22 protein-coding genes are annotated in these 25,017 nt (G+C 63.1%); 14 read left to right on the top strand and 8 right to left on the bottom strand.

The window, feature by feature from the left end:
* Both RT697_RS15685 and mnmE read right to left on the bottom strand, forming a co-directional pair.
* On the bottom strand, nt 1-478 hold a 478-nt coding region (locus RT697_RS15685), incomplete at its 3' end, for a contractile injection system protein, VgrG/Pvc8 family (RefSeq protein ID WP_313700033.1).
* 180 nt (nt 479-658) lie between these two features.
* Nucleotides 659-2,011 (bottom strand): tRNA uridine-5-carboxymethylaminomethyl(34) synthesis GTPase MnmE, encoded by a 1,353-nt coding sequence (mnmE, locus tag RT697_RS15680; protein WP_313700032.1) that lies wholly within the window; start codon nt 2,009-2,011, stop codon nt 659-661.
* 116 nt (nt 2,012-2,127) lie between these two features.
* On the opposite strand from mnmE, the gene RT697_RS15675 reads away from it, so the two are divergent.
* From RT697_RS15675 to RT697_RS15630, 10 genes are all read left to right on the top strand, one after another.
* Nucleotides 2,128-3,714 carry an ABC transporter substrate-binding protein gene (locus RT697_RS15675; RefSeq protein ID WP_313700030.1) on the top strand — a complete coding sequence of 529 codons (1,587 nt, stop codon included), beginning with the start codon at nt 2,128-2,130 and terminating at the stop codon, nt 3,712-3,714.
* A gap of 19 nt (nt 3,715-3,733) precedes the next feature.
* On the top strand, nt 3,734-4,708 hold the full coding sequence (locus tag RT697_RS15670; RefSeq protein WP_313700028.1) for an ABC transporter permease: 975 nt from the start codon (nt 3,734-3,736) through the stop codon (nt 4,706-4,708).
* A complete protein-coding gene (locus RT697_RS15665) occupies nt 4,705-5,625 on the top strand; it encodes an ABC transporter permease (RefSeq protein WP_313700026.1) in 921 nt (306 codons plus the stop codon). Before RT697_RS15670 ends, RT697_RS15665 begins: the two co-directional genes overlap by 4 nt.
* A gap of 11 nt (nt 5,626-5,636) precedes the next feature.
* Nucleotides 5,637-6,647: an ABC transporter ATP-binding protein gene (locus RT697_RS15660; protein WP_313700024.1), complete on the top strand. Its 1,011-nt coding sequence runs from the start codon at nt 5,637-5,639 to the stop codon at nt 6,645-6,647.
* On the top strand, nt 6,644-7,660 hold the full coding sequence (locus RT697_RS15655; protein WP_313700023.1) for an oligopeptide/dipeptide ABC transporter ATP-binding protein: 1,017 nt from the start codon (nt 6,644-6,646) through the stop codon (nt 7,658-7,660). The genes RT697_RS15660 and RT697_RS15655 overlap by 4 nt, the downstream gene beginning before the upstream one ends.
* A 111-nt stretch (nt 7,661-7,771) precedes the next feature.
* On the top strand, nt 7,772-8,971 hold the full coding sequence (locus tag RT697_RS15650) for a M20 aminoacylase family protein (protein ID WP_313700021.1): 1,200 nt from the start codon (nt 7,772-7,774) through the stop codon (nt 8,969-8,971).
* Between the two features lie 178 nt (nt 8,972-9,149).
* Nucleotides 9,150-10,052, top strand: coding sequence for a TauD/TfdA family dioxygenase (locus RT697_RS15645; protein ID WP_313700019.1), 903 nt, complete (start codon nt 9,150-9,152; stop codon nt 10,050-10,052).
* 55 nt (nt 10,053-10,107) lie between these two features.
* Entirely contained in the window at nt 10,108-11,151 is a 1,044-nt protein-coding gene (locus RT697_RS15640; protein WP_313700018.1) for an ABC transporter substrate-binding protein, read from the top strand.
* 1 nt (nt 11,152) lies between these two features.
* Nucleotides 11,153-11,983: an ABC transporter ATP-binding protein gene (locus RT697_RS15635; RefSeq protein WP_313700017.1), complete on the top strand. Its 831-nt coding sequence runs from the start codon at nt 11,153-11,155 to the stop codon at nt 11,981-11,983.
* A gap of 11 nt (nt 11,984-11,994) precedes the next feature.
* Nucleotides 11,995-12,873 carry an ABC transporter permease gene (locus RT697_RS15630; protein ID WP_313700015.1) on the top strand — a complete coding sequence of 293 codons (879 nt, stop codon included), beginning with the start codon at nt 11,995-11,997 and terminating at the stop codon, nt 12,871-12,873.
* A 137-nt stretch (nt 12,874-13,010) separates the two neighbouring features.
* Here the strand turns inward: RT697_RS15630 and RT697_RS15625 are convergent, their stop codons facing one another.
* From RT697_RS15625 to rpmH, 5 genes are all read right to left on the bottom strand, one after another.
* Nucleotides 13,011-14,456 (bottom strand): catalase, encoded by a 1,446-nt coding sequence (locus RT697_RS15625; RefSeq protein WP_313700014.1) that lies wholly within the window; start codon nt 14,454-14,456, stop codon nt 13,011-13,013.
* A gap of 285 nt (nt 14,457-14,741) precedes the next feature.
* The gene (gene yidC, locus RT697_RS15620) at nt 14,742-16,418 is read right to left on the bottom strand and encodes a membrane protein insertase YidC (protein WP_313700012.1); all 1,677 of its coding nucleotides are present in this window, start codon (nt 16,416-16,418) and stop codon (nt 14,742-14,744) included.
* 48 nt (nt 16,419-16,466) lie between these two features.
* Nucleotides 16,467-16,739, bottom strand: coding sequence for a membrane protein insertion efficiency factor YidD (yidD, locus tag RT697_RS15615; RefSeq protein WP_056566024.1), 273 nt, complete (start codon nt 16,737-16,739; stop codon nt 16,467-16,469).
* Nucleotides 16,736-17,107, bottom strand: a complete 372-nt coding sequence (locus RT697_RS15610) for a ribonuclease P protein component (RefSeq protein WP_313700010.1) — start codon at nt 17,105-17,107, stop codon at nt 16,736-16,738. The genes yidD and RT697_RS15610 overlap by 4 nt, the downstream gene beginning before the upstream one ends.
* A gap of 107 nt (nt 17,108-17,214) precedes the next feature.
* On the bottom strand, nt 17,215-17,349 hold the full coding sequence (gene rpmH / locus RT697_RS15605; RefSeq protein WP_006228069.1) for a 50S ribosomal protein L34: 135 nt from the start codon (nt 17,347-17,349) through the stop codon (nt 17,215-17,217).
* A 392-nt stretch (nt 17,350-17,741) separates the two neighbouring features.
* Between rpmH and dnaA the strand changes: the two genes are divergently transcribed.
* The 3 genes from dnaA to gyrB all read left to right on the top strand — a co-directional run bounded on the left by dnaA (nt 17,742) and on the right by gyrB (nt 22,859).
* Entirely contained in the window at nt 17,742-19,202 is a 1,461-nt protein-coding gene (dnaA, locus tag RT697_RS15600; protein WP_175124834.1) for a chromosomal replication initiator protein DnaA, read from the top strand.
* Nucleotides 19,203-19,204: 2 nt separating this feature from the next.
* Nucleotides 19,205-20,314, top strand: coding sequence for a DNA polymerase III subunit beta (dnaN, locus tag RT697_RS15595; RefSeq protein ID WP_175124835.1), 1,110 nt, complete (start codon nt 19,205-19,207; stop codon nt 20,312-20,314).
* A 97-nt stretch (nt 20,315-20,411) separates the two neighbouring features.
* Nucleotides 20,412-22,859 carry a DNA topoisomerase (ATP-hydrolyzing) subunit B gene (gyrB, locus tag RT697_RS15590; RefSeq protein ID WP_313700009.1) on the top strand — a complete coding sequence of 816 codons (2,448 nt, stop codon included), beginning with the start codon at nt 20,412-20,414 and terminating at the stop codon, nt 22,857-22,859.
* An 899-nt stretch (nt 22,860-23,758) separates the two neighbouring features.
* Here gyrB and RT697_RS15585 read toward each other — a convergent pair.
* Entirely contained in the window at nt 23,759-23,923 is a 165-nt protein-coding gene (locus tag RT697_RS15585; protein ID WP_313700008.1) for a hypothetical protein, read from the bottom strand.
* Between the two features lie 194 nt (nt 23,924-24,117).
* Here RT697_RS15585 and RT697_RS15580 point away from each other — a divergent pair, with 194 nt between their 5' ends.
* Nucleotides 24,118-25,008, top strand: a complete 891-nt coding sequence (locus RT697_RS15580; RefSeq protein WP_313700006.1) for a DUF6216 family protein — start codon at nt 24,118-24,120, stop codon at nt 25,006-25,008.
* Nucleotides 25,009-25,017 lie beyond the last annotated feature (9 nt).

Here is a 25,017-nt window from a genome sequence, read left to right as displayed (position 1 = left end):
TGATGCGTTCGACAAAGTGATAGTCGGTGTCGCCGGCCTGCACGCAGTATTCGCGGGTCTGATGCTCGGTCGTGCTGCGCTGTTCGTAGTCCTGGGTGACGCCATGCGCCTTGAGCACGGCTTCGGCGATCTGCGGGACGGTGATGCCTTGGAAGATGCGCCAGTCGGAACTGAGTTTCAAGCGCGCCAGGCGTGGCTCGACGACTGCCGAATAGCGCGTGCGCCGAAAGCCCGTTTCGTCTTGGACAAATGAGGAGATCGCGCCGTGCACGTAGCGAACCGGCGTGTCGCCGTGCCAGATAGTCAGTAGCGCAGCTCGGTCGAGGACATTGGCGAAATCGATTGCCGCGTTGCCGCTGGCCAGTTCCACTTCAAGAAGAAAGGTCTGGGACAACCCTTCTTGCAGCGTAAATTCGACGACCTCAAACGATTCGTCGCCGACAGTGAACGTGAAGCGCAGATTGGACTGGGTGGGCATGGCGAGCTTCCGGTTGCGACGGACCGCGGGGGGTCGTCCTTGGTGCCAAAAGGCACCACCGGTTGTAAAAGCCGCCGATATTTCGTGTAAATCAGAAGAGTCTTATTAATAAAGAAAGCTGATCTGTACAAGCGTGTTGAAGCCGTCCGGCGATATTGGACTGCTGAGTGAAGGGCCTGATTACTTGCCGATGCAGAAACTGGAGAAGATCTCGCCCAACAGATCATCACTGGTGAACTTCCCAGTGATACTCGACAAGCTGTCATGCGCCAACCGCAGTTCCTCGGCAAACAAGTCCAACACCCGGTCATCCTGGCCGGCATGCGCGGCAGCTAGTTCCAGATGCTCCGCGGCCTCCTGCAACGCATGCAAATGCCGCTCGCGCGCCAGCCACGGTGATTCCGCGCCAGGATTCCAGCCGGCGATTTGCAGCAGTTCCGCGCGAAGCGAATCCAGGCCGGCGCCCCGCTTGGCCGATATGCCTAGTTCGCCGGGGCCGGCGGTAAAGGGCTCGGGCAGCAGATCGACCTTGTTGAAGACTTTCAGCACAGGTGTGCGGGGAGGCAGCCGCGCGGTGATCTGCGCGTCCAGCTCGTCGCCCGGCTGGGTGGCATCCTGCAAATGGAGGATGACGTCGGCGCGTTCGATCTCCTGCCATGTGCGGGCGATGCCGATGCTTTCGACCGTGTCTTCGGTTTCGCGCAGGCCCGCCGTGTCGACAATATGTAGCGGCACGCCGTCGATATGGATTTCCTGCACCACTTTGTCGCGCGTGGTGCCGGCAATGGGCGTGACGATGGCGATATCGTCGCCCGCCAGCGCATTGAGCAGGCTGGATTTGCCCACGTTGGGCTGGCCGGCCAGCACCACATGCAAGCCCTCGCGCAGGATGACACCTTGCCGCGCCTGGGCGATCAGCGCGGACAGGTCGCCGGCCAACGTATCCAGGGTAGGACGCGCCTGATATTTCTCCAGGAAGTCGATCTCTTCTTCCGGGAAATCCAGGGTCGCCTCGACCAGCATGCGCAGGTGAATGATGCGGTCGGACAGGTCGTTGACGCGCGCCGAGAATTCGCCCGACAGGGACGCCATCGCGCCGCGTGCGGCCGCTACCGAGGACGCCTCGATCAGGTCTGCGACCGCTTCGGCCTGCGCCAGATCCATGCGGTCGTTCAGGAACGCGCGGCGCGTGAATTCGCCGGGTTCGGCAAGGCGCACGCCGAGGTCCCGGCCCGCGACAAGACAGCTATCGAGCACGCGCCGCAGCACGGCCGGACCGCCGTGTCCCTGCAGTTCCAGCACGTCCTCGCCGGTGTAGGAATGCGGCGCACCAAAGTAGATGGCGATGCCTTCGTCCAGCAGTTCGCCATCCACCGTCTTGAAGGGCAGATAGTGCGCATGGCGCGGCGTGAGATCGCGCTGAAACAGGCGGCGCACCAATCCGGACAGGTCCGCACCAGAAATGCGCACGACGCCGATGCCGCCTCTTCCGGGGGCGGTGGCGATGGCGGCGATGGGGGCGTAGGCGGACATATCAGGGGGAGATGGCTGGGCTAAACAATAGGGGAATATAACTGTTGCGCGGCGCGTTGTTTGCTGGTTACTGTGGCCCCGAGGTTCAAAACCCGAAACAACTCTGGGAGATCACGATGGCATCTCGGTTTTCGCGTGTCTTGGCCTGCGGCGCTGCCGCGGTGGTGATGGCCTGTGGCACATACAGTTCGGCCATGGCCCGCGACCTGGTGATCGGGTTGAAGACCGAGCCGTCGTCGATGGATCCGCAGTACCACGCGTTGACCCCGAATACGCAGATCTCCCAGACCATATTCGATACGCTCGTCGCCACGGACGCGCAGCTCAAACCGCAGCCTTCGCTGGCGGAATCGTGGACCGTCGATGGCAAGGTCTGGACCTTCAAGCTGCGGCCGAACGTGAAGTTCTCCGACGGCACGCCGTTTACCGCCGAGGACGTCGTCTTTACGTATGACCGCGTCCCGAAAGTGCCGAACAGCCCGTCGCCGTTCACGTTGTATCTGGGTTCCGTCGCCAAGACCGAAGCGGTGGATCCGATGACGATCCGCATCACCACCAAGGAAGTCGCGCCGAACCTGCTGGTCAATCTGGCGCAGTTGCCCATCCTGTCGAAGAAGGCCGCGTCGGGCCCCGCCGCGGAAGGCAAGACGACGACCGAATTGAACAGCGGCGATGGCCTGATCGGAACGGGTCCCTACAAGTTCGTGTCGTGGAAGCGCGGCGCTGAATTCGTGCTGGCGCGCAACGACAACTACTGGGGCAAGAAGCCCGAGTGGGACCGCGTGGTCTACCGCCCCATCAGCAACGCGGCCGCGCGCGTGGCCGCATTGCTGGCCGGCGACGTGGACATGATCGAGGATCCTCCCACCGACGATCTGCCCAAGCTCAAGTCCGACAAGAAGCTCTTCGTCGAGGAAACGCCGTCGGTGCGCGTGGTGTATGTGGCGCTGGATCAGTACGCAGAGCCGTCGCCCGGCGTGCAGGGCACCGAAAAGAATCCGATGAAGGACAAGCGCGTGCGCGAGGCCTTGTCGCTGGCGATCAACCGCGACGCGCTGGTCGAGCGTGTTATGGGCGGTGTGGCCCTGCCCGCGGGCAACCTGCTGCCCTACCCCATGTTCGGCTCCAGCAAGGAGCATTCGAAGGCGCCCAAGGCCGATGTGGAAAAGGCGAAGGCGTTGCTCAAGGAGGCGGGCTATCCGAATGGTTTTTCGATCACGTTGGGATCCCCGTCCGGTCGCTACGTCAACGATTCGAAGGTGGCGCAGGCCATCGCGTCCATGTGGACGCGCATTGGCGTGAAGACCAGCGTGGACGCGATGGCGCCTCCGGTGTTCTTCAAGAACCGCGACAGCTATTCGTTCTCGGCGTATCTGGCGGGCTGGTCTGTGACCAGCGGTGAAATGTCCAACGCGCTGACGTCGCTGCTGATGACGCGCAATCCGGAAGCGGGCCAGGGCACGACGAACCGCAGCCGCTATTCCAACCCCAAGATGGATGACCTGGTGAAGCAGGCCTCGTCCACGATGGATGACGCCAAGCGCGCTGAGTTGCTGTCGACGGCAAGCAATATTGCGATGGACGACTTCGCGATGCTGCCGGTGCATTTCGAGCTGTCGGTCTGGGCCATGAAGAACGACATCCGCTACCAGGGCCGTCCGGACCAGGTCACGCTGGCGCAGAACGCAACACTGAAGAAGTAAGCGCGCCGGGCGACCTCTCGTGCTTGCAACCATCGTCAGAAGGCTGCTGCAGACCATCGTCGTCATGCTCGTCATGTCGGCGTTGGTCTTTGCCGGCATTTACATGGTTGGCGATCCCGTCTCGATGCTGGCCAGTCCCGAAGCGACCGAGGCGCAGCGCGCCGCCATCAGCGCGTCGCTGGGGCTGGACCAGCCGTTGTGGCGGCAGTACCTGATCTTCATGAGCCAGGCCGTGCGCGGCGATTTCGGGAACAGTTTCCTGACCGGCGAGCCGGCCATGCATCTGATTCTGGAGCGCATGCCGGCCACGGTGGAGCTGGCCTGTGTGGCGATGCTGCTGTCGGTGATGATCGGCGTGCCGCTCGGCATCCTGGCCGGTTTGAAGCCCGCGGCGGTGGGTTCGCGCGCGATCATGACGGGCTCGGTGCTGGGTTTTTCGCTGCCGAATTTCTGGGTGGGCCTGATGCTCATCATGGTGTTCGCCGTGATGCTGGGCTGGGTGCCGGCCGGCGGCCGCGGCGACACGGTCAGCATCGGCTCGTTGCAGCTGAGCGTGCTGACGTTTGATGGTTGGCTTAGCTTGGCATTGCCTGCCGCGACCATTGCCCTCGCCAAGTGCGCGATGATCATCCGCGTGACGCGCGCCGCCACGCGTGAGGCGCTGCCGATGGATTACATCAAGTTTGCGCGCGCCAAGGGGCTGTCGGAAAAGCGCGTGCTGGGCGTTCACCTGCTCAAGAACATCCTGATTCCGGTGGTGACGGTGGCCGGACTGGAGTTCGGCCAGGTGATGGCGTTTGCCGTCGTGACGGAGACTGTGTTTTCGTGGCCGGGCATGGGCAAGCTGCTGATCGATTCCATCATCAACCTGGACCGCCCGGTGGTGGTGGCGTATCTGCTGCTGATCGTTTTCTTCCTGGTCATGTTGAATCTGGTGGTGGACATCATCTACACGGTGCTGGACCCCCGCGTACGCCTGGATAGCCGCCGATGAACACGCCCGCCACCGTTGCCACGCCCCCGGCCCCGACGAAAGAGCAGACGCCCTGGCGCCGCTTCGTGTCGGACTTCTTTGCCAGCAAGCTCGCGACGCTGGGGTTGGTGATGCTGATCGTGATCGTCGGGGCGGCGCTGCTGGCGCCGTGGATCGCGCCGCAGAATCCGTACGATCTGGCCAGCCTGGACATCATGGATTCGAAGCTCAAGCCGGGCAGCGAAAGCGGCGATGGCTCGATGCGCTACCTGCTTGGCACCGACGGTCAGGCGCGCGATCTCTTTTCCGCCATTCTCTACGGCATGCGCACGAGCCTCATGGTCGCCACCGTGTCGGTGCTGGCGGCCTTTGGCATTGGGGCCACAGTCGGACTGATTGCCGCGTATTTCGGCGGACGCATCGATGCCCTGCTGATGCGGATTGTGGATATCCAGTTGTCGTTTCCGGCGATCCTGGTGGCGCTGATGTTGCTGGCGATTCTGGGCAAGGGTGTGGATAAGGTGATCATCGCGCTCATCGTCGTGCAGTGGGCGTATTTCGCGCGCGCCGCACGCGGCGCGGCGCTGGTCGAGCGCGGCAAGGAATATGTGGAGGCGGCGCGCTGCATGTCGCTGTCGTGGTCGCGCGTGCTGTTCCGGCACGTGCTGCCGAACTGTATGCCGCCGCTCATCGTGATCGCCACGATCGATCTGGCGCACGCGATCGCGCTGGAAGCGACGTTGTCGTTTCTAGGTGTCGGCGTGCCGGTGACCGAACCGTCGCTGGGCATGCTGATCTACAACGGCTTTGAGTATCTGCTGTCCGGCCAGTATTGGATTTCGTTCTTTCCCGGCATTGCGCTGGCGCTGGCCATCATCGCCATCAACCTGGTGGGCGACCACCTGCGCGATGTGCTCAACCCGCGGCACGCGAATTGAGGACGGGAGCAATGCAGACAAGCGCGGCGCAACGTCCCCTGCCCGGCCCGGCCCCCGTACTTGAGGTGCATGGCCTGAAGACGCATTTCTTCACGCGCAATGGCGTCGTGAAGGCCGTCGACGGCGTGGACCTGACGCTGGCCGAGGGCGAGATTCTGGGATTGGTCGGCGAGTCCGGATCGGGCAAGAGTATTACGGGTTTTTCCTTGATGGGCCTGCTGGATGAACCTGGCCGCATCGTCGATGGCAAGGTGCTGCTCAACGGCGAGGACCTGCGCGCCGCGACGCCCGCGCGGTGGCGCCAGTTGCGGGGACAGGAGATCGCGATGATCTTCCAGGATCCGATGATGACGCTCAATCCGGTGCTGCGGGTGGACACGCAGATGATCGAGGCCGTGCAGGCGCACGCCAAGGTGTCGCGCGACGAGGCGCGCCAGCGCGCGCTGCAAACGCTTGCCATGGTGGGCATTCCGTCGCCGGAGGAACGCCTGCGGACGTATCCGCACCAGCTCTCTGGCGGCATGCGCCAGCGCGTGGCCATCGCGATCGCGCTATTGAATTCACCGCGCCTCATCATTGCGGACGAGCCCACGACGGCGCTGGACGTCACGATACAAGGCCAGATCCTGTTCGAGGTGCAGAAGCTCTGCCGGGAAACGGGGACCGGTCTCATCTGGATCACCCATGACCTGGCCGTGGTGGCGGGCCTGGCTGATCGCGTGTCGGTGATGTATGCGGGACGCGTCGTGGAAACGGGCACCACCGAGGCGGTCATCCGCCATCCGATGCATCCCTATACGCACGGGTTGATCGCATCCATTCCGACGCCGCAGGCACGCGGCAAGCCGCTGGTGCCGATCCCCGGCATGACGCCGTCGCTGTTGAACCTGCCACAGGGCTGTGCGTTCCGCGGGCGCTGTCCGCGCGCGACGGACGCCTGTCTGGTCGAACCGCCGCCTGTCGAAGTCCGCCCGGCGCAATGGGTGCGCTGCTGGCATGCTGGAGCGCCGGACGCGATATGAACGACGCCCTGAACAATCCCACGCCGATCCTTGCCCTGCGCGACGTCCAGCTGCGTTTCGTGCAGCCGGTGGATCTGGCCGGCCGCATCGCCAACTTGCTGGGCGCAGGCCTGAAGACGCAAGTGGTGCATGCGGTGGCCGGCGTCGACCTCGCGGTCAGGCCGGGCGAAGTGATCGGCATCGTCGGCGAGTCAGGCTGTGGAAAATCCACGCTGGGCCGCGTCGTGTCGGGCATCCTGCCGCCGACGGCGGGCGAGGTGCACTATCAAGGCAAGCCCGTGCACGCCATGAAAGGACCCGAGCGGCGCGCCTATGAACTGGGCGTGCAGATGATCTTCCAGGATCCCTACGCGTCCCTGAATCCGCGCATGCGCGTGCGCGAGATCATCGGGGAAGCGCCCGTGGCGCACGGCCTGATCCGCTCGCGCGACAAGCAGGAGTATGTGGCCGGGCTGATGCGGCAGGTGGGCCTGGACCCGAGCTTTGCACAGCGTTATCCCCATCAGTTTTCGGGCGGGCAGCGCCAGCGTATCGGTATTGCGCGGGCGCTGGCGCTGAAACCTTCGGTGATCGTCTGCGACGAGGCCGTGGCCGCGCTGGACGTGTCGATCCAGGCGCAGGTGCTGAATCTGTTCGAACAGCTGCGCGATGAGCTGGATCTGACGTATCTGTTCATCAGCCACAACCTCAGCGTGGTCAGCCATATCTCGGACCGCGTGGCGATCATGTATCTGGGACGCATCGTCGAGCTGGCGGACACGGATACCGTCTTCACGCGCGCCAACCACCCGTACACGCAGGCGTTGCTCAAGGAGCTGCCGACGCTGGTGCCCGGGCGGCGCACGTATCAGCCCATCCGAGGCGAGCTGCCCTCGCCGCTGGATCCGCCCACGGGATGTGCGTTTCACCCGCGGTGTCCCCATGCCATGCCGCGCTGCAAGGCTGAGCTCCCGCTCCTGCGGGAGATCGCGCCGGGGCAGTTCAGCGCCTGCCATCTGAACGATGCCGCCTGACCTGCGCCGAAAAAGGGCTGGACGCGGCACGCGGGGCGGCGCGAGAATTCCCGCAACAGCAGGCGTTTTGCGCGTGCGCCCTCCTTCAATCCAGACAGCTTATCCACAGCCATGAAAACCATTGCCGAAATCGAACGCGTACACGGGGACCTGACGGCCCTGCGACGCGATATCCATGCGCATCCCGAACTGGCGTTTCAGGAAACGCGCACGTCCAACCTGGTGGCCGAACGCCTGCGCGACTGGGGACTGGAAGTCCACACGGGGCTGGGGAAAACCGGTGTGGTGGGCATATTGCGCGCCGGCAGCGGCGGAAAGACCATTGGTTTGCGTGCCGACATGGACGCGCTGCCGATGCCGGAGCACAACCGGTTTGCCCACAAGTCCACGATCAGCGGGCGCATGCACGGCTGTGGTCATGACGGACACACGACGATGCTGCTGGGCGCCGCGCAGTATCTGTCCACGCATCGCAATTTCGACGGCACGGTCGTGTTCATCTTCCAGCCGGCCGAGGAAGGCGGCAACGCCGGCGCGCGCGCCATGATGCAGGACGGCCTGTTCGACAAGTTTCCCTGCGATGCGGTGTTCGGCATCCACAACATGCCGGGCATGCCCGTCAATCAGTTCGGTTTCCGGTCGGGGCCGACGATGGCGTCGAGCAATCGCTGGGACATCGTGATCAAGGGCGTCGGGGGCCATGCCGCCCAGCCGCATTCGTCCGTGGACCCCATCATCGTGGCCGCCGACATGGTGCACGCGCTGCAGACGGTCATCTCGCGCAGCAAGAATCCGCTGGATCAGGCGGTGTTGTCGATCACGCAGATCCACGCGGGCGATGCCTACAACGTGATTCCCGGCGAGGCCGTGCTGCGCGGCACGGTGCGCACGTATTCGGTGGAGACGCTGGACAAGATCGAGGCGGACATGCGCCGCATCGCCACTACCCTGCCGCAGGTGTATGGCGGCACGGGCGAGCTGGATTTCGTGCGCGCGTACCCGCCGCTGGTGAACTGGGAAAACGAAACCGCGTTTGCGGCCAAGGTTGCCGAAGACGCCTTCGGCGCGGAGAACGTGCTGCGCGACATGCCGCCGTTCATGGGCGCGGAGGATTTTTCGTTCTTCCTGGAATCCGTGCCGGGCTCATACCTGTTCCTGGGCAACGGCGACGGCGATCACCGCATGGAGTCGTACCACGGCATGGGGCCGTGCCAGCTTCACAACCCCAACTACGACTTCAACGACGCGTTGCTGCCGGTCGGTGCAACGTATTGGGTGAAGCTGGTCGAGGCCTTCATGCCGGCCAAGTAAGGACCGATACGCTATTTGCTTATATGCGGTTGGCCATGAAGCCGCGGGGGCGCCCTGCGGCTTTTTGCTATATGACGTAAAGCTTTGATCAAACGCCGATATCTTCGTTTGAGATACATGGCGCGGTTTCCATAATCGATCGTTCCAGCCATGCCGCAAGGCGAATTCGGAGCGATCGATGTCCCAGAGCAATGCCTTGCGGCGCGAAGCGCACGCCGCCCCCCAGCCGCAGTCCTTTGACGTGCGCCCCCTGCCCGGTCCCGTGGGCGCGGAAATCATCGGCCTGGACCTGTCGCACGAACTGACACCCGCGGATTTTGCGCGCGTGCACAAGGCGCACCTGGACCATCACCTGCTGGTGTTCCGCGACCAGCGCATCACACCGCAGCAGCACATCGATTTCAGCCGCCGCTTCGGCCGCCTGATGATCCACGTGCTGCACCAGTTCCACCTGCCTGGCCATCCCGAGATCCTGACGGTCTCGAACATCCTGGAAGACGGCAAGCCGATTGGTCTGGGTGACGCGGGCAAATACTGGCATTCGGACATCTCGTACAAGGAACTGCCCAGCCTCGGGTCGCTGCTGCATGCGCAGGAGCTGCCGGCCGAAGGCGGCGACACCTTGTTCGCGAACATGCACCTGGCCTACGACACCCTGCCGCAGGCGCTGAAGGACGCGATCGACGGCAAGCGCGGCGTGCATTCCTATCTGGCCCAGTACGGGCAACTGCAGAAGGAAGGCAACTGGCGCCCGAACCTGAGCGCGCAGCAGATTGCGCAAGTGCAGGAGGTGGTGCATCCGGTGGTGCGCACGCATCCGGAGAACGGCCGCCGCGCGCTGTTCGTGAGCGAAGGCTTCACGACGCGTATCGAGGGACTGCCGGACGACGAAAGCCGCGCGCTGCTGGCCGAACTGTTTGCCCACAGCGTGCGGCCCGAACACATCTACCGCCACAAGTGGCAGCCGCATGACCTGGTGTTCTGGGACAACCGCTCGCTGATCCACCTGGCGGGCGGCACGCCGGATCACCTGCGCCGCAAGCTGTACCGCACAACGATCGAAGGCGATGTGCCGTTCTGACGCGGCCCAATGGATGCACCACCCCGCCCCCAAATACTTATCCACAAGGAACGCCATGCGTTTGACCTCCACGCTACGGGATCGACTGGTCCAGACCGCCACGGGCGCGGGCCTCGCGCTGATACTTGCCGTGCTGGCGCTGGCTTCGCCCACACCGGCCATGGCCGAAGGGCGCATCCGCATTGCCGAACAGTACGGCATCGTCTATCTGCTGCTGAACGTTGCGCGCGACCAGCAGCTCATCGAGAAGCACGGCAAGGCCGAAGGTGTGGATATCTCGGTCGAGTGGGCCAAGCTGTCCGGCGGCTCCGCGGTGAACGACGCGCTGTTGTCGGGGGCTGTGGATATCGCGGGGGCGGGTGTGGGACCGCTTTTGACGATCTGGGATCGCACGCACGGCAAGCAGAACGTGAAGGGCGTGGCGTCGCTGGGCAACTTTCCTTATTACCTGGTCACCAACAACCCGAACGTGAAGACGATCGCCGACTTCACGGACAAGGACCGCATCGCCGTGCCGGCGGTGGGCGTGTCGGTGCAATCGCGCGTGCTGCAGCTGGCGTCGGCCAAGCTGTGGGGCGACGCGCAGTTCAACAAGCTGGACAAGATCTCGGTGGCGCTGCCGCACCCGGACGCCGCGGCGGCCATCATTGCCGGCGGCACGGAAATCACCGGCCACTTCGGCAACCCGCCCTTCCAGGAGCAGGAGCTGGCCGAGAACCCCAAGGCGCGCATCGTGCTCAATTCGTATGACGTGCTGGGCGGCCCCAGTTCGTCGACGGTGCTGTTCGCCACCGAGAAATTCCGCCGCGACAATCCCAAGACCTACAAGGCCTTCCAGGAAGCGTTGAAGGAAGCCGCCAGCTTTGCCGCCGCCAATCCGGAAAAGGCCGCGGACATCTACCTGCGCGTCACCGGCGCCAAGCAGGACCGCGACTTCCTCATCAAGGTCATCAAGAATCCCGACGTGCAGTTCAAGCTGCAGCCGCAGAACACGTTCGCGCTGGCGCAGTTCATGCACAAGGTCGGCGCGATCAAGAATGCGCCGGCCAGCTGGCGCGACTACTTCTTCGACGATCCCGTCACGGCGCAGGGCAGCTGACATGGCTGTGATCCCCGCCACCCCTGTGGATAACGTTCAACGGCCACCGCCTTTGCTGGCTGTGGATAAGGTGTCGATCGAATATAAGACGCGCGAACGGCGTGTTCGCGCGACGCATCAGGTCAGTTTTGACGTGCACGGCGCCGAGCGCTTCATTCTGCTCGGGCCGTCCGGCTGCGGGAAATCGACGCTGCTCAAGGCGGTGGCGGGATTCATCGAACCCACTGAGGGACGGATCGCGATTGACGGCAAGACCGTGCAAGGGCCGGGCCCGGACCGCATCGTGGTGTTCCAGGAATTCGACCAGTTGCCGCCCTGGAAGACGCTGCGCCAGAACGTGGCGTTTCCGCTGCTGGCGTCGCGCAAGCTCAACCGGCGCGAGGCCGATGAACGGGCGATGCACTACCTGGACAAGGTCGGGCTGGCGGGCTTTGCCGATGCCTATCCCCATACGCTGTCGGGCGGCATGAAGCAGCGCGTGGCCATTGCGCGGGCGCTGGCGATGCAGCCGCGTGTGCTGCTGATGGACGAGCCGTTCGCGGCGCTGGATGCGCTGACGCGCCGGCGCATGCAGGAAGAGCTGATGGCGTTGTGGGACGACGTGCGGTTCACGCTGCTGTTTGTCACGCACTCGATCGAAGAGGCGCTGGTGCTGGGCAGCCGCATTCTGTTGCTGTCCCCGCATCCGGGCCGTGTGCGCGCCGAACTGAATGCGCACGGCTTTGACCTGCACAGCCAGGGATCGGCGGCGTTTCAGGCGGCGTCGCGCCGCATTCACGATTTGTTGTTCGATAGCGCCCCGCTGGCTCAGGCCGAGCGCGCGGCGGCCTGAAAGGAGCGTGCATGAGCATCAGCCATGCCGGATCGGCGTTCATTCGCCCCGAGGTGGAATACGACCTGCCGCCCCTGCCCCCGCAAGCGGCCGAGGCGCCGCTGCCGTGGCACGAGCGGCTGTGGCAGCACGCCGCCCTGCGCAAGGCAGTGATCCTTGTCCTGTTGGCGGCGGTGTGGGAGCTGGCGGCGCGCTACACCGACAACGATCTGCTGCTGCCCGGCGCCTGGCAGACCGCTCAGGCCTTTGTCGAGGGCGTGACCAGCGGCGAGCTGCTGGCGCGCGCCGGTCAGTCGATGCGCGTGCTGGTGCAGGGCTATCTGGCGGGTGTCGTGCTCGCCTTTGTGCTGACGACGCTGGCGGTGTCCACGCGGTTCGGCCGCGATCTGTTGTCCACCCTGACGGCGATGTTCAATCCGCTGCCGGCGATTGCCTTGCTGCCGCTGGCGCTGCTGTGGTTCGGGCTGGGTGAAGGCAGCCTGATATTCGTGCTGATCCACTCCGTGCTGTGGGCGCTGGCGCTGAACATGTACGCGGGCTTTCTCGGGGTGTCTGACACCCTGCGGATGGCGGGGCGCAATTACGGGCTGACCGGGTTGCGCTACGTCCTGCAGATCCTGGTGCCGGCCGCCCTGCCCGCCATCCTGGCCGGATTGAAGATCGGCTGGGCGTTTGCGTGGCGCACGTTGATTGCCGCCGAACTGGTGTTCGGGGCGTCCAGCGGCAAGGGCGGGCTGGGCTGGTACATCTTTCAGAACCGCAACGAGTTATACACAGACCGGGTGTTCGCGGGCTTGGCCGCGGTGGTCATCATCGGTCTGCTTGTGGAAAACCTGGCGTTCGATACGCTGGAGCGCCTGACGGTCCGGCGTTGGGGGATGCAGCGGTGATGGGCGAGTGGTTTGCGGCCGTTGCTGCGGGATGATTCCGGCGATTGTGGCGGTGATTGTTGCGACGATCGTACGATTGGAATGAAAATTGGGGGCGGCAGTGATGCCGCCCCCATTTCATGGTCGATGCGTAACGTTTACAGCTTCAGTCCCAGCGCCTTGGCCACCCCTTCGGCATACGCCGGATCGGCCTTGCGGAAGTGATCCAGCTGGCGGCGCTGGATGACCTCCGGCACGCTCGCCATGTGACGGCCGATGTTGCCGAACAGCAATTCCTGCTGCGCCGGCGTCATCAGGCGGAACAAGGCGCCCGGCTGCGAGTAGTAGTCGTCGTCGACGCGATGATTCCAGCGTGCCGCGGCCTGGCCGTCCAGCGCCAGCGGCGGTTCGGCCGCCGAGGGCGTTTCCTTCCACTCGCCCGCGCTATTGGGCTCGTAGTTGATCGTGGCGCCGGCATTGCCGTCCACGCGCCCGGCCCCGTCACGATGGAAGCTGTGGAACGGGCACTTGGGCGCGTTCACCGGGATCTGGTGATGATTGATGCCCAGGCGATACCGGTGCGTGTCGCCGTACGAGAAGATCCGGCCCTGCAGCATCTTGTCCGGCGAGAAGCCGATGCCCGGCACCACGTTTGCCGGCGTGAAGGCGGCCTGCTCGACTTCGGCGAAGTAGTTCTCGGGGTTGCGGTTCAGCTCCAGCACGCCGACCTCGATGAGCGGGTAGTCGCCATGCGGCCAGACCTTGGTCAGGTCGAACGGGTTGATGTGATACGTCGCCGCTTCGGCCTCGGGCATGATCTGCACCTTCAGCGTCCACTTCGGGAAATTGCGCTCTTCGATGTTCTGGAACAGGTCACGCTGCGAGCTTTCGCGGTCGTGGGCGACGACCTGCGCGGCCTCTTCGTCGGTCAGACAGGCGATGCCCTGCTGCGACTTGAAGTGGAACTTCACATAGAAGCGTTCGTTGTTGGCGTTGATGAAGCTGAACGTGTGCGAGCCGAAGCCGTGCTGCTGGCGCAGGTTGGCGGGGATGCCGCGATCGCTCATCAGCGTGGTGACCTGGTGGAGCGACTCGGGGTTGAGCGACCAGAAGTCCCACGCCGCGGTGGCGTTGCGCAGGTTGGTCTTGGGATCGCGCTTCTGGGTGTGGATAAAGTCGGGGAACTTCAGCGGGTCGCGGATGAAGAAAACGGGGGTGTTGTTGCCGACCAGATCCCAGTTGCCTTCGTCGGTGTAGAACTTGATGGCAAAGCCGCGCACGTCGCGTTCGGCGTCGGCCGCGCCGCGTTCGCCGGCGACGGTCGAAAAGCGCAGGAACAGCGGCGTCTGCTTGCCGACTTTGGAAAAGATGTTGGCGCGGGTGTAGCGGGTGATGTCGTGGGTGACGGTGAACGTGCCGTAGGCGCCGGAGCCCTTGGCGTGGACGACGCGCTCGGGGATGCGTTCGCGGTCGAAGTGGGCAAGTTTTTCAATCAGCCAGAAATCTTCCAGCAAGGCGGGGCCGCGGGGGCCGGCGGTCAGGGTGTTGTTGTTGTCCGGTACTGGGGCGCCCGAGGCGGTAGTCAGAGGCTTCTTGTCGGTCATGGCACACTCCCTTGTTTAATCCAGGATGGCGCGGAAACCCGTTTGTCGGGCCGCGCGGCGTTGCAGCAAAACTCCGGCGGACAGGCCGCCGGAGGGCAAATTCAAAGCCATCATAGGTGTCATGGTTGGCTGTGTGAAGTTGATTGATCCTGCTTTGCCGATAAGTAATACCTATGTATATGCCTCATGGGCATAGAAAATGCTGAGTGTGCCTTCCGCGTTTCATTGGCAACGGGCGTAAAAAAAACGGCCTCGAAAGGCCGGTTTCTTGTTTCGGGAGGGCGATCAGCGATTGGCCGCCGCTTCCGACTTCTTCTGGATGGCGCGGGTGATGGACCACTGCTGCGCAATCGACAGGATGTTGTTGACGCACCAGTACAGCACCAGGCCGGCCGGGAAGAAGAACATCATCCCGCCGAACACCAGCGGCATGATCATCATGACCTTGGCCTGGATGGGATCCGGGGGCGTCGGGTTCAGTTTGATCTGCAGGAACATGGTGGCCATCATGATGGCGGGCAGAATGAAGAACGGATCGCGGACCGACAGGTCGTGAACCCACAGGATCCACGGCGCGCCGCGCATTTCCACGCTGGCCAGCAGCACCCAGTACAGCGAGATGAACACCGGAATCTGAACCAGCATCGGCAGGCAGCCGCCCAGCGGGTTGATCTTCTCGGTGCGGTACATCTCCATCATGGCCGCATTGAGCTTCTGCTTGTCGTCGCCGTACTTTTCCTTCAGGGCCTGCAGGCGGGGAGCCACCTGCTTCATGCGGGCCATGGAGCGGTAGCTGGCGGCGGCCAGGGGGTAGAACACGGCCTTGATCAGCACGGTCAGCGCCACGATCGTCCAGCCCCAGTTGCCCAGGATGGAGTGCAGCCAGGTCATCAGGGTGAACAGCGGCTTGGCGATGATGGTCAGCCAGCCGTAGTCGACCACCAGTTCCAGGCCGGGGGCGAGCGCCGCCATGGCCTTCTGGTCTTGCGGACCGACCCACAGGTGCGAGTCGACGCGCGCGGCAGCGCCCGGGGCGATGTCGCCGACGGCTTCGATGCTGCGGCCGGCATACAGGTTCGGCTGGACTTCAAGCAGTTCGTTGGTGCGCGGCTTGCCCTGCGGGGGAACCCAGGCCGTGGCGAAGTAGTGCTGGACCACGGCGATCCAGCCGTTGTCCGCCTGCTTGATGTAGCTGGCCTTCTTCTTCTGGATGTCGCTGAAGGTGCTCTTCTGGAACTTGTCCTGGTCCGAGTAGACGGCAAAGCCCGTGAACGTGTGATAGAAGCTGGACGTGTCGGCCGGGTCGTTGCCGTCGCGCTCGATCTGCAGGTACAGCGAGGGCGTTACGGGGGCGGCGCCGACGTTGGCCAGGTCATGGCGCACATCGATGTCGTAGCGGCCGCGATGCAGGGTGAACGTCTTGGTGACCTTCACGCCGCCGGATTCGCCTTCGAACGTGACGACCAGGTTGTCGCCGGTCAGTTCGCGTTCCTGGGAGACCAGGCGGAAAGGCGTCTGGTGGGTGGGGAAGCTTTGGCCGCTGGGGGCGCCGACCACGCCGGTCTGCACCACGTAGTTCAGGCCCGCCGAGCGGTCCAGCAGAACCGTGGGCTTGTCGGGCTGGCCGGTGGCCGGGTACTTCAGCAGTTCGGCGCGCACCAGTTGGGCGCCCATCGTGTCGAAGGTCAGGCGCAGCACGTCGGTGGTGATGACGACTTCTTCGGAGCGCGTGGGAACGGGCGTGGCGGCGCCAGGCACCGTGGAAGCCGGGGCAGCGGTGGCTGCCGGCGCGCTGGGCACAGACGGCGTTGCGTTGTTGGCTGCAGCCGGCGTTTCGCTCGTGCTGGCCGCGGGCGGGGCCCCGAACAGCGACGGCTTGCCGTTATGGATTTGCCAGTTGTTCCAAAGGAGCAACAGCGAAAAGGAAAAAATCATCCAGAGGACGGTTCGTCGGATATCCATGGTGCCTACTGAAGTGAATACGGGCCAGCAAAGCCCGCCAGTTTAGCGTCAATCGTGCTCGATGCGGTGGCTGTGGGAGCAGCAACGGGCGTCGTTGGTTCCCTTGGCCGGCGGAACCGGATCCAGGCCCCCGGGTGACCAGGGGTGGCACCGGCCGATGCGCCGGACTCCCATCCAGAAGCCGCGCCATGCACCGTGGCGCTCGATCGCTTCGATCGCGTACGCCGAGCAGGTCGGAGTAAAACGGCACTGCCGGCCGATCCAGGGACTCAGGAAGAACCTGTAGAACCGGATCGGGGCAATGAGTAGTGCCTTGATCATCGCGAGATCCGCTCAAAGTGAGCGTCCACTTCGGCTCGGGCGGCGCGTTTCAGCGCAGTGAGCGTGGCGGGCGCGACCTTGCTATGCAGGCGCACGACGTAATCTTTTGCCGGCAGCGCCAGGCGCCGATGGCGGAACGCTTCGCGGATGACCCGCTTCAAGGCGTTGCGCGTCGAGGCGTGGGCGGCGAACCGCTTGGCGATGATGAGCCCCAGCCGGGCACAGGCGTCCTGGCCGGGAGGCAGATCATTGGGAGCCGCGCTCACAATGAAGAATGCCCCTCGGGCAAGACGCCGGCCTTTAAGGGCGGCGGCAAACTCGGAGGGGCGATGCAGCCGCGCCTCCGGGGGAAGCGTGGAGCGCGGCATGGACTGCGGATCAGGCGGTTGCGCGGAACCGGAACAGGATTGCGAGAGGTCTTGCAATATGGTCGGTCCGTGCGAAAGTCAGTTTCCGGAAAACCGGAAAACTGGACTTAGACGGCCAGACGCTTGCGGCCCTTGGCGCGGCGGGCGCTCAGGATGGCGCGGCCAGCGCGGGTTTTCATGCGCACGCGAAAGCCATGGGTGCGCTTGCGACGGGTAACGGAAGGTTGGTAGGTGCGTTTCATGGACAATCCACAAAAAGAACAAAGTCAGAAGGGACCTGCCCGGAGGGTTCCTCGTCGCGCTAAGCAGAAGCGGGTATCCAGAGAGCGTTTTTGCAACGGGTTTTGCAACCGGTGCGAAAAACAACTCTTAGACGGGGCTCTGTACCGAGAATTTCATCTCGGGCGACCTATTCAGCAAAGCTAAAAACCGGACAAATTGCTCTTGTAGGAGCGTGTCCGGCCAAGCTTTCTGCGAAACCTTCTGACAGACAGAATTCGGAAAAGCCCACCATTTCAGCAAGTTTTCCCTGTCTTGTCAAACAGTTAAGGGGTGATCATATAGACACTCATGCCCTTCCCTGTGGATAACCCCCGCCCGGGCAAGGTAGAATCGAGGTTTGAATAAGAGCGACATGAAAGAATTCTGGCAGACCTGCGTCAGTCGTCTTGAGCAGGAACTCCCCCCCCAACAAATCAGCGCGTGGATACGACCGCTGGTCCCGCTTGCGTACGACGAAACGCAGGCGGTGCTGCGCGTTGCCGCGCCCAACCGCTTCAAGCTGGATTGGGTGCGCAAAAACTTTTCCCACCAGATCGAAGCGTTGGCCGCGGAGTGGTTCAAGCGTCCGGTGCAGGTGCTGTTCGAGCTGCCTTCGCAAGGGACCGCGCCGCGTATGCCGGTCGCGCCCGTGCGTGCGCAGCAGCCAGCCCAGCAACCGCACCCGTCCGCTGCGCCCCCTTCCGGCGCCGCGCCGCCCGTGACGGTCACCGTGACCACCGCCCCGCCCCCGCCCGCCACGACCGCCGCTGCGCAGGCCGTGAACGCGGACGCCGCCAACATCGTGTACGAGCGATCGCGCCTGAACACCGACCTCACGTTCGAGAACTTCGTGACCGGTAAGGCCAACCAGCTCGCGCGCGCTGCGGCGCTGCAGGTCGCGGAAAATCCCGGCACCTCGTACAACCCGTTGTTCCTGTATGGCGGCGTCGGCCTGGGCAAGACCCACCTGATCCACGCCATCGGCAACGCCATGGTGGCGGCGGGCACCGGGGTGCGCGTGCGCTACGTGCATGCCGACCAATACGTGTCCGACGTGGTCAAGGCGTACCAGCGCAAGGCGTTCGACGATTTCAAGCGTTACTACCATTCGCTCGATCTTCTGCTGATCGACGACATCCAGTTCTTCTCCGGCAAGAACCGCACGCAGGAAGAATTCTTCTATGCGTTCGAGGCGATGGTCGCGCAGCGCAAGCAGATCATCATCACCAGCGATACGTACCCCAAGGAACTGTCCGGCATCGACAGCCGCCTGATCTCGCGCTTTGACTCGGGCCTTACGGTCGCCATCGAGCCGCCGGAACTTGAAATGCGCGTGGCGATTCTGCTGCGCAAGGCCGAGTCCGAAGGCGTGCCCATGCCCGAGGAAGTGGCCTTCTTCATCGCCAAGCACCTGCGCAGCAACGTGCGCGAACTGGAAGGTGCGCTGCGCAAGGTCCTGGCCTACGCGCGCTTCCATGGCCGCGACGTGCTGACGGTGGATGTCTGCAAGGAAGCGCTGAAGGACCTGCTGTCGGTGTCCAACGGCCAGATCACCGTGGAAAACATCCAGAAGACGGTGGCGGACTTCTACAAGATCAAGGTCGCCGACATGTACTCGAAACGCCGGCCGGCCAATATCGCGTTGCCGCGCCAGGTTGCGATGTACCTGGCCAAGGAGCTGACCCAGAAAAGCCTGCCGGAAATCGGCGATTTATTCGGCGGCCGTGATCACACCACGGTGCTGCACGCCGTTCGCAAGATTTCCGATGCCCGCGCCAAGCAAGCGGAGCTCAACCATACCCTGCACGTGTTGGAACAAACTCTAAAAGGATGAACATGCAACTCGTACAAACCACACGCGATGCATTGCTGAAACCGCTGTCGACTGTGGCGGGCATCGTCGAAAGACGCCATACCCTGCCCATTCTTGCGAACATCCTGATGCGCAAGGAAGGCAACAAGGTTGCCTTCATTGCGACCGACCTGGAAGTGCAGATCACGACGCACGCCGACTTTGGTGTCGGCCAGGACAACGAGTCCACCACGGTGGCCGCGCGCAAGCTGCTGGACATCCTGAAAGCCCTGCCCGATACCGGCGACGTGCGCCTGGCCCTGGCCAGCAACAAGCTGTCGGTGCAATCCGCCAAGAGCCGCTTTGCGCTGCAGACGCTGGCCGCCAGCGAGTTCCCCACCGTGGCTCAGCCCGAGCAGTGGGACGTCTCGCTCACCATGCCGCAGCGCACCTTGCGCCACCTGTTCAACATGGTGCACTTCGCCATGGCCCAGCAGGACATCCGCTACTACCTGAACGGCATGCTGCTGGTGTTTGAACCGGGCCGTGTGCGCGCGGTTGCCACCGACGGCCACCGTCTGGCGCATTGCTCGACCGAAGCCGACGGCATCGCCGAGCGCCACGAAGTCATCGTGCCGCGCAAGACCGTGCTGGAAATGCAGCGTCTGCTTGAAGACTCCGACGAAACCGTCTCCATCGACGTCGCGCCGGGCCAGATCCGTTTCCGCTTTGGCGACGTCGAGCTGGTGTCCAAGCTGGTCGAAGGCAAGTTCCCCGATTTCACGCGCGTGATTCCCACGAACTACTCGCGTCACTTCCTGGTCGGCCGCGAAGCGCTTCAGGGCAGCCTGCAGCGCGCCGCCATCCTGACCACGGACAAGTTCAAGGGCGTGCGTCTGCAACTGGCGCAGAACCAGATGAAGATCTCGTCCTCGAACGCCGAGCAGGAAGAGGCCCAGGAAGAAATCGACATCGACTACAGCCATGAAGCGCTGGACGTGGGCTTCAACGTGGGCTACCTGCTCGACGTGCTGTCCAACGTGAAGGTCGACAACATCCAGTGGTCGGTCATGCCCGATGCCAACGCGTCGGCGCTCATCACCCTGCCCGAAGACGACCAGTTCAAGTACGTCGTCATGCCGATGCGGATCTAGTCCGCACTCCCCCGTGGGTTTGTGCCGCTTGCGGACCGGATGGTCCGCGGGCGGTCCGGCCGCCCAGGCCGTTCTTTAAAGCGTTATCGATACAGACATGTCAGATCAGCAGAACACCACTCCCGAGACCGGCGGCTACGGCGCTGACTCGATCAAGATGCTCAAGGGGCTGGAGGCCGTGCGCAAGCGCCCCGGCATGTACATCGGCGACACGTCCGACGGCACCGGCCTGCACCACATGGTGTTTGAGGTCGTCGATAACGCCATCGACGAAGCCCTGGCCGGCTATTGCGACGACATCGTCGTCACGATCCACACCGACAACTCCATCTCGGTCACGGACAACGGCCGCGGCATCCCGACCGACATCCACAAGGACGACGAATTCCACCGCAGCGCGGCGGAAATCGTCATGACCGAACTGCACGCCGGCGGCAAGTTCGACCAGAACTCGTACAAGGTGTCCGGCGGCCTGCACGGCGTGGGCGTGTCGTGCGTGAACGCGCTGTCCGAGTGGCTGCGCCTCACCATCCGCCGCAACGGCGAAGTGCACCAGATGGAATTCCGCCAGGGTGAGCGCGTGGCGCCCCTGGCCGTGACCGGCACGACCGACAAGCGCGGCACCGAAGTGCGCTTTTTGGCCGACCCGATCATCTTCAACAACATCGAATACCACTACGAGATCCTCTCCAAGCGCCTGCGCGAGCTCTCGTTCCTGAACAACGGCGTCAAGATCCGCCTGATCGACCAGCGCCAGGGCAAGGAAGAGAACTTTGCGTTCTCGGGTGGCGTGAAGGGCTTTGTTGAATACATCAACCGCGCCAAGACCGTGCTGCATCCGAACGTGTTTTCGGTCAGCACCGAGTCCGCTGCCGGCGGCGTGTCCGTGGGCGTCGAAGTGGCGATGCAATGGAACGACAGCTACAGCGAAAGCGTGCTGTGCTTCACCAACAACATCCCGCAGCGCGACGGCGGTTCGCACCTGACCGGCCTGCGCGCCGCGATGACGCGCATCATCAACAAGTACATCACCGACAACGAACTGGCCAAGAAGGCCAAGGTCGAGACGTCCGGCGACGACATGCGCGAAGGCCTGGCCTGCGTGCTGTCGGTGAAGGTGCCCGAGCCCAAGTTCAGCAGCCAGACCAAGGACAAGCTGGTGTCCAGCGAAGTGCGTCCGGCCGTCGAAGAAGCCGTGGCTCGCACGCTGGAAACCTGGCTGCTCGAGCACCCGAACGACGCCAAGGCCCTGTGCAACAAGATCGTCGAAGCCGCCCGCGCCCGCGAAGCCGCACGCAAGGCGCGCGAAATGACGCGCCGCAAGAGCGTGCTGGAAGGCGCCGGCCTGCCCGGCAAGCTGGCTGACTGCCAGGAAAAGGATCCCGCGCTGTGCGAGCTGTACATCGTCGAGGGTGACTCCGCAGGCGGCTCGGCCAAGCAGGGCCGCGACCGCAAGTTCCAGGCCATTCTGCCGCTGCGCGGCAAGGTGCTGAACGTCGAGAAGGCGCGCTTTGACCGCCTGATCGCCAGCGAACAGATCGCCACGCTGATCACGGCGCTGGGCACCAGCATCGGTCCCGACTTCAATGTGGAAAAGCTGCGCTACCACCGCCTCATCATCATGACTGACGCGGACGTCGACGGCGCACACATCCGCACCCTGCTGCTCACGCTGCTGTACCGCCAGATGCCCGAGCTGGTGCAGCGCGGCTACGTGTACATCGCGCAGCCGCCGCTCTACAAGGTCAAGGTTGGCCGCGAAGAGCGCTATCTGAAGGATGACCAGGAAGAAGCGCAGTTCATGCTGACGCTCGCCCTGAAGGACGCCGAGATCATCTCGGGCGGCAACATCATCCGCGGCGAAGAGCTGAACGACCTGGCGCGCCAGTACGTGGCGGCCGACGGCGTCATCGCGCGCCTGTCGCGCGTGTTCGACGTGGGCGCGCTGTCGGCCATGGCCGAAGGCGTGGAGATCAACCTGGAAACCGCTGAGGCCACCGCGGACTCCGCCAAGCGGCTGGCCGATGCCATGCGCGATCCCATCAACGGCAATGGCGTCGAGGTTGTCCCGCAATTCGACGAAGCCACCGAGCGCCATCGCCTGTCCGTGCAGCGCATGCACCACGGCAACGTGCGCGTCAGCATCATCGACGCCGACTTCATCAATGGCTCGGATTACGCCATCCTGTCCAAGGCCGCCAAGAGCTTCCTGGGCAAGGTCGGCGCGCGTTCGATGGCCGCCCGCGGCGAAGGCGACAAGCGCAAGGAGCAGCCCGTGTCCGACTTCCGCGAAGCCATGCAGTGGCTGCGCAGCGAAGCCGACCGCAGCATTTCCAAGCAGCGCTACAAGGGTCTGGGTGAAATGAACCCCGAGCAGCTGTGGGAAACCACGATGGACCCGAAGGTGCGCCGCCTCCTGCGCGTGCAGATCGAGGACGCCATCGCGGCCGACGAAGTCTTCACGACGCTGATGGGCGACGACGTCGAACCGCGCCGCAACTTCATCGAAACGCACGCGCTGTCGGCGGGCAACATCGACGCTTGATCGTGTAGGATCCCGTTGGGATTTAGATTTTTCCAAATAAATTTAGATTTCATAAGACGAAACCCGACCGGTAGCGGTTGGGTTTTTTCTTATTGGCGGGTGGTTGCAATGTGACGACCCGCTTCTTTGCTCGATGCGAGCTGGATGGCGACGAAATTGCTGTTCGGCAATGTCACAGCCTTAGCATCCCTTCGCCTTGATCCGCAGCGCGCGGCCATCGCGATGCTCGACACGCTAGAAGCCGGTCGCTGTGCTGACGCCTTGCAGTGCACCCAGCCCCTCGATGCGGTGCGGAACACGGCATCGAGCTTGCCACGGAAGTAGGAGCCGGCGATGGCAGAGATGTGCGTTTTGCGCCTTGCGAAGAACCGCCCCCGCTGCAAGCCGAGATTGTTGCCCAATCTCTCCCAAACGCCGTGGAACACCTTTTGCAGATAGCAGCTGGCCCTACTAGGGCCACCTTCGGGCTGTCTTGAAGCGACTGGCTGGGCGCATCATCTCAACAGCGCTGCCGCGCAGCATTCATAAGGTTGCTGAATTGCTTGGGATGAACCGGGAGGCGGCTTATTGGTTGGCAAGAAGCGGCTTCATGAAAGCCGAACCACTTACGCCGAAATGAGGGTGCGGTGCTCGTGTAACCCGTTTGGAGGTGGAGAGGTTCCGACGAGAATACGTGTTTGCCACAGAGTTGGCAGAAGCTCTGAAGACCCGGTCAACGAAGGTTGTGCGCGCGCTCGCAGAACTGGACATGTACCCAGCTTCTTCAAGCGGGATGGAAACGTGTGGAAAGATCTTCTACGCACGCGCGAACGAAACTGAAGGATGGCTCGTCAGCTTGGGAGCCAAGCCCCCTTCGACGGATAGAGAATGAACTGAACCGCGACATTTGGCTCGCTTCCTCAAGCCGCGTCTGCGCGGTTTACGTCGATCGCTTCCAGAACAAGGTTGATTGGCGCGGGATCGACCAAAAGCGCATCTCGGTTTTCTCGCAGATCTGCGTCCGTGTAATTCTGGCTTAGCAGGTCGTCGATGAGTTCCTGCTGTCTTGGCTGATCAAAGCGCAACGTAAACGCTCCTCCTTCTTGAGGACGAAATGGCCCTGACCTTCAGGCTTGAGCCCGAGGCACCTTCCGATCTCACTTGGGGGATGGATAGCTTCCCGCTTGAAGTCACATGCAGTCCCTTGCTTTTTGCCGGAATGGATTGTTGCGAAGGTGGTTAGCATCTGGGGCTCTTATCCACAGAGCAAAGAGCATAAATGCTTCAACTGTTCACCCCTCTTGTCCAGAGCTCCTGGATCGCGCCTGTTCTTTCGACAGGGCTCTTTTTACTGCTATGCCTTTGGATCCGGGCGCGAGCGGGATCCGCGCACTTTCTTTTAGACCGACTTTGGCGAATTGCAGCCGGTCGGCGCGAAGTCCAGGATTTGGTGCTGAAAGATATCCAACAGGAAAGTCGCGACCTGGAGATCTTTAGATTTTTCTATCGTGTGCCCTTGCAATCCTTGGCCGACCTGCACAAGCTCGACAGGTGGGCGAAAGCCCACAACGTCGGTATGTCGAAGCTGAAAACTCTGTGGCGTTGGGTTGATGTGCGCAATTCGGCGGTCGTGCGCAGGCCGCACAGCATGTCGATACCGGCTCTAATCTTCCTCGTCGTCGTGTTGTGGATTTTGTCTATGATTGCCGGTTCCTTGCTCGCTTCGCCCTACGGGTACTTTCACATGAAAGAGTCGAAGGTCTGGTTCAAGACGGACGCGAATACCGTGAGAAACATGACCCTATGGGGCGAAGACTGGGTTTTCGCTGCCAAGGAATGCGCTGCGGAAAGTCCGGATCTTCTTGAGAAAACAAGCTTTCGGAAGTCGGAGCTGCTCGACCTATGCAGGGCGTTAGACAGTGGCAGCATGAAAGACCAGGTGCACTCGCTCGTGAAGCAGCAGAGGTGGCTAGCCTCGCTTTTCCTTCTCTCCTTTATCGTGGGCCTGGCGGTTGCCATTCGCGCAGCTTTAGGCACGGTTGAGGCAGAAAAGCTTTGGAAGGAGCTGCATTGCTCGCCTGCCGTACCCGAGGCGATTGAGCCGAGCGGGATCCCGCATGTCAGCTGTGGAGGCAAACCTCAAAATGACCGCTCCGAGGAGCCCGTCTAGCCCTTGACG

The sequence above is a fragment of the Achromobacter sp. genome, from assembly GCF_032113835.1.
Classification (GTDB): Bacteria; Pseudomonadota; Gammaproteobacteria; order Burkholderiales; family Burkholderiaceae_B; genus Achromobacter.
This window is presented reverse-complemented; position numbering and strand designations above follow the sequence as displayed.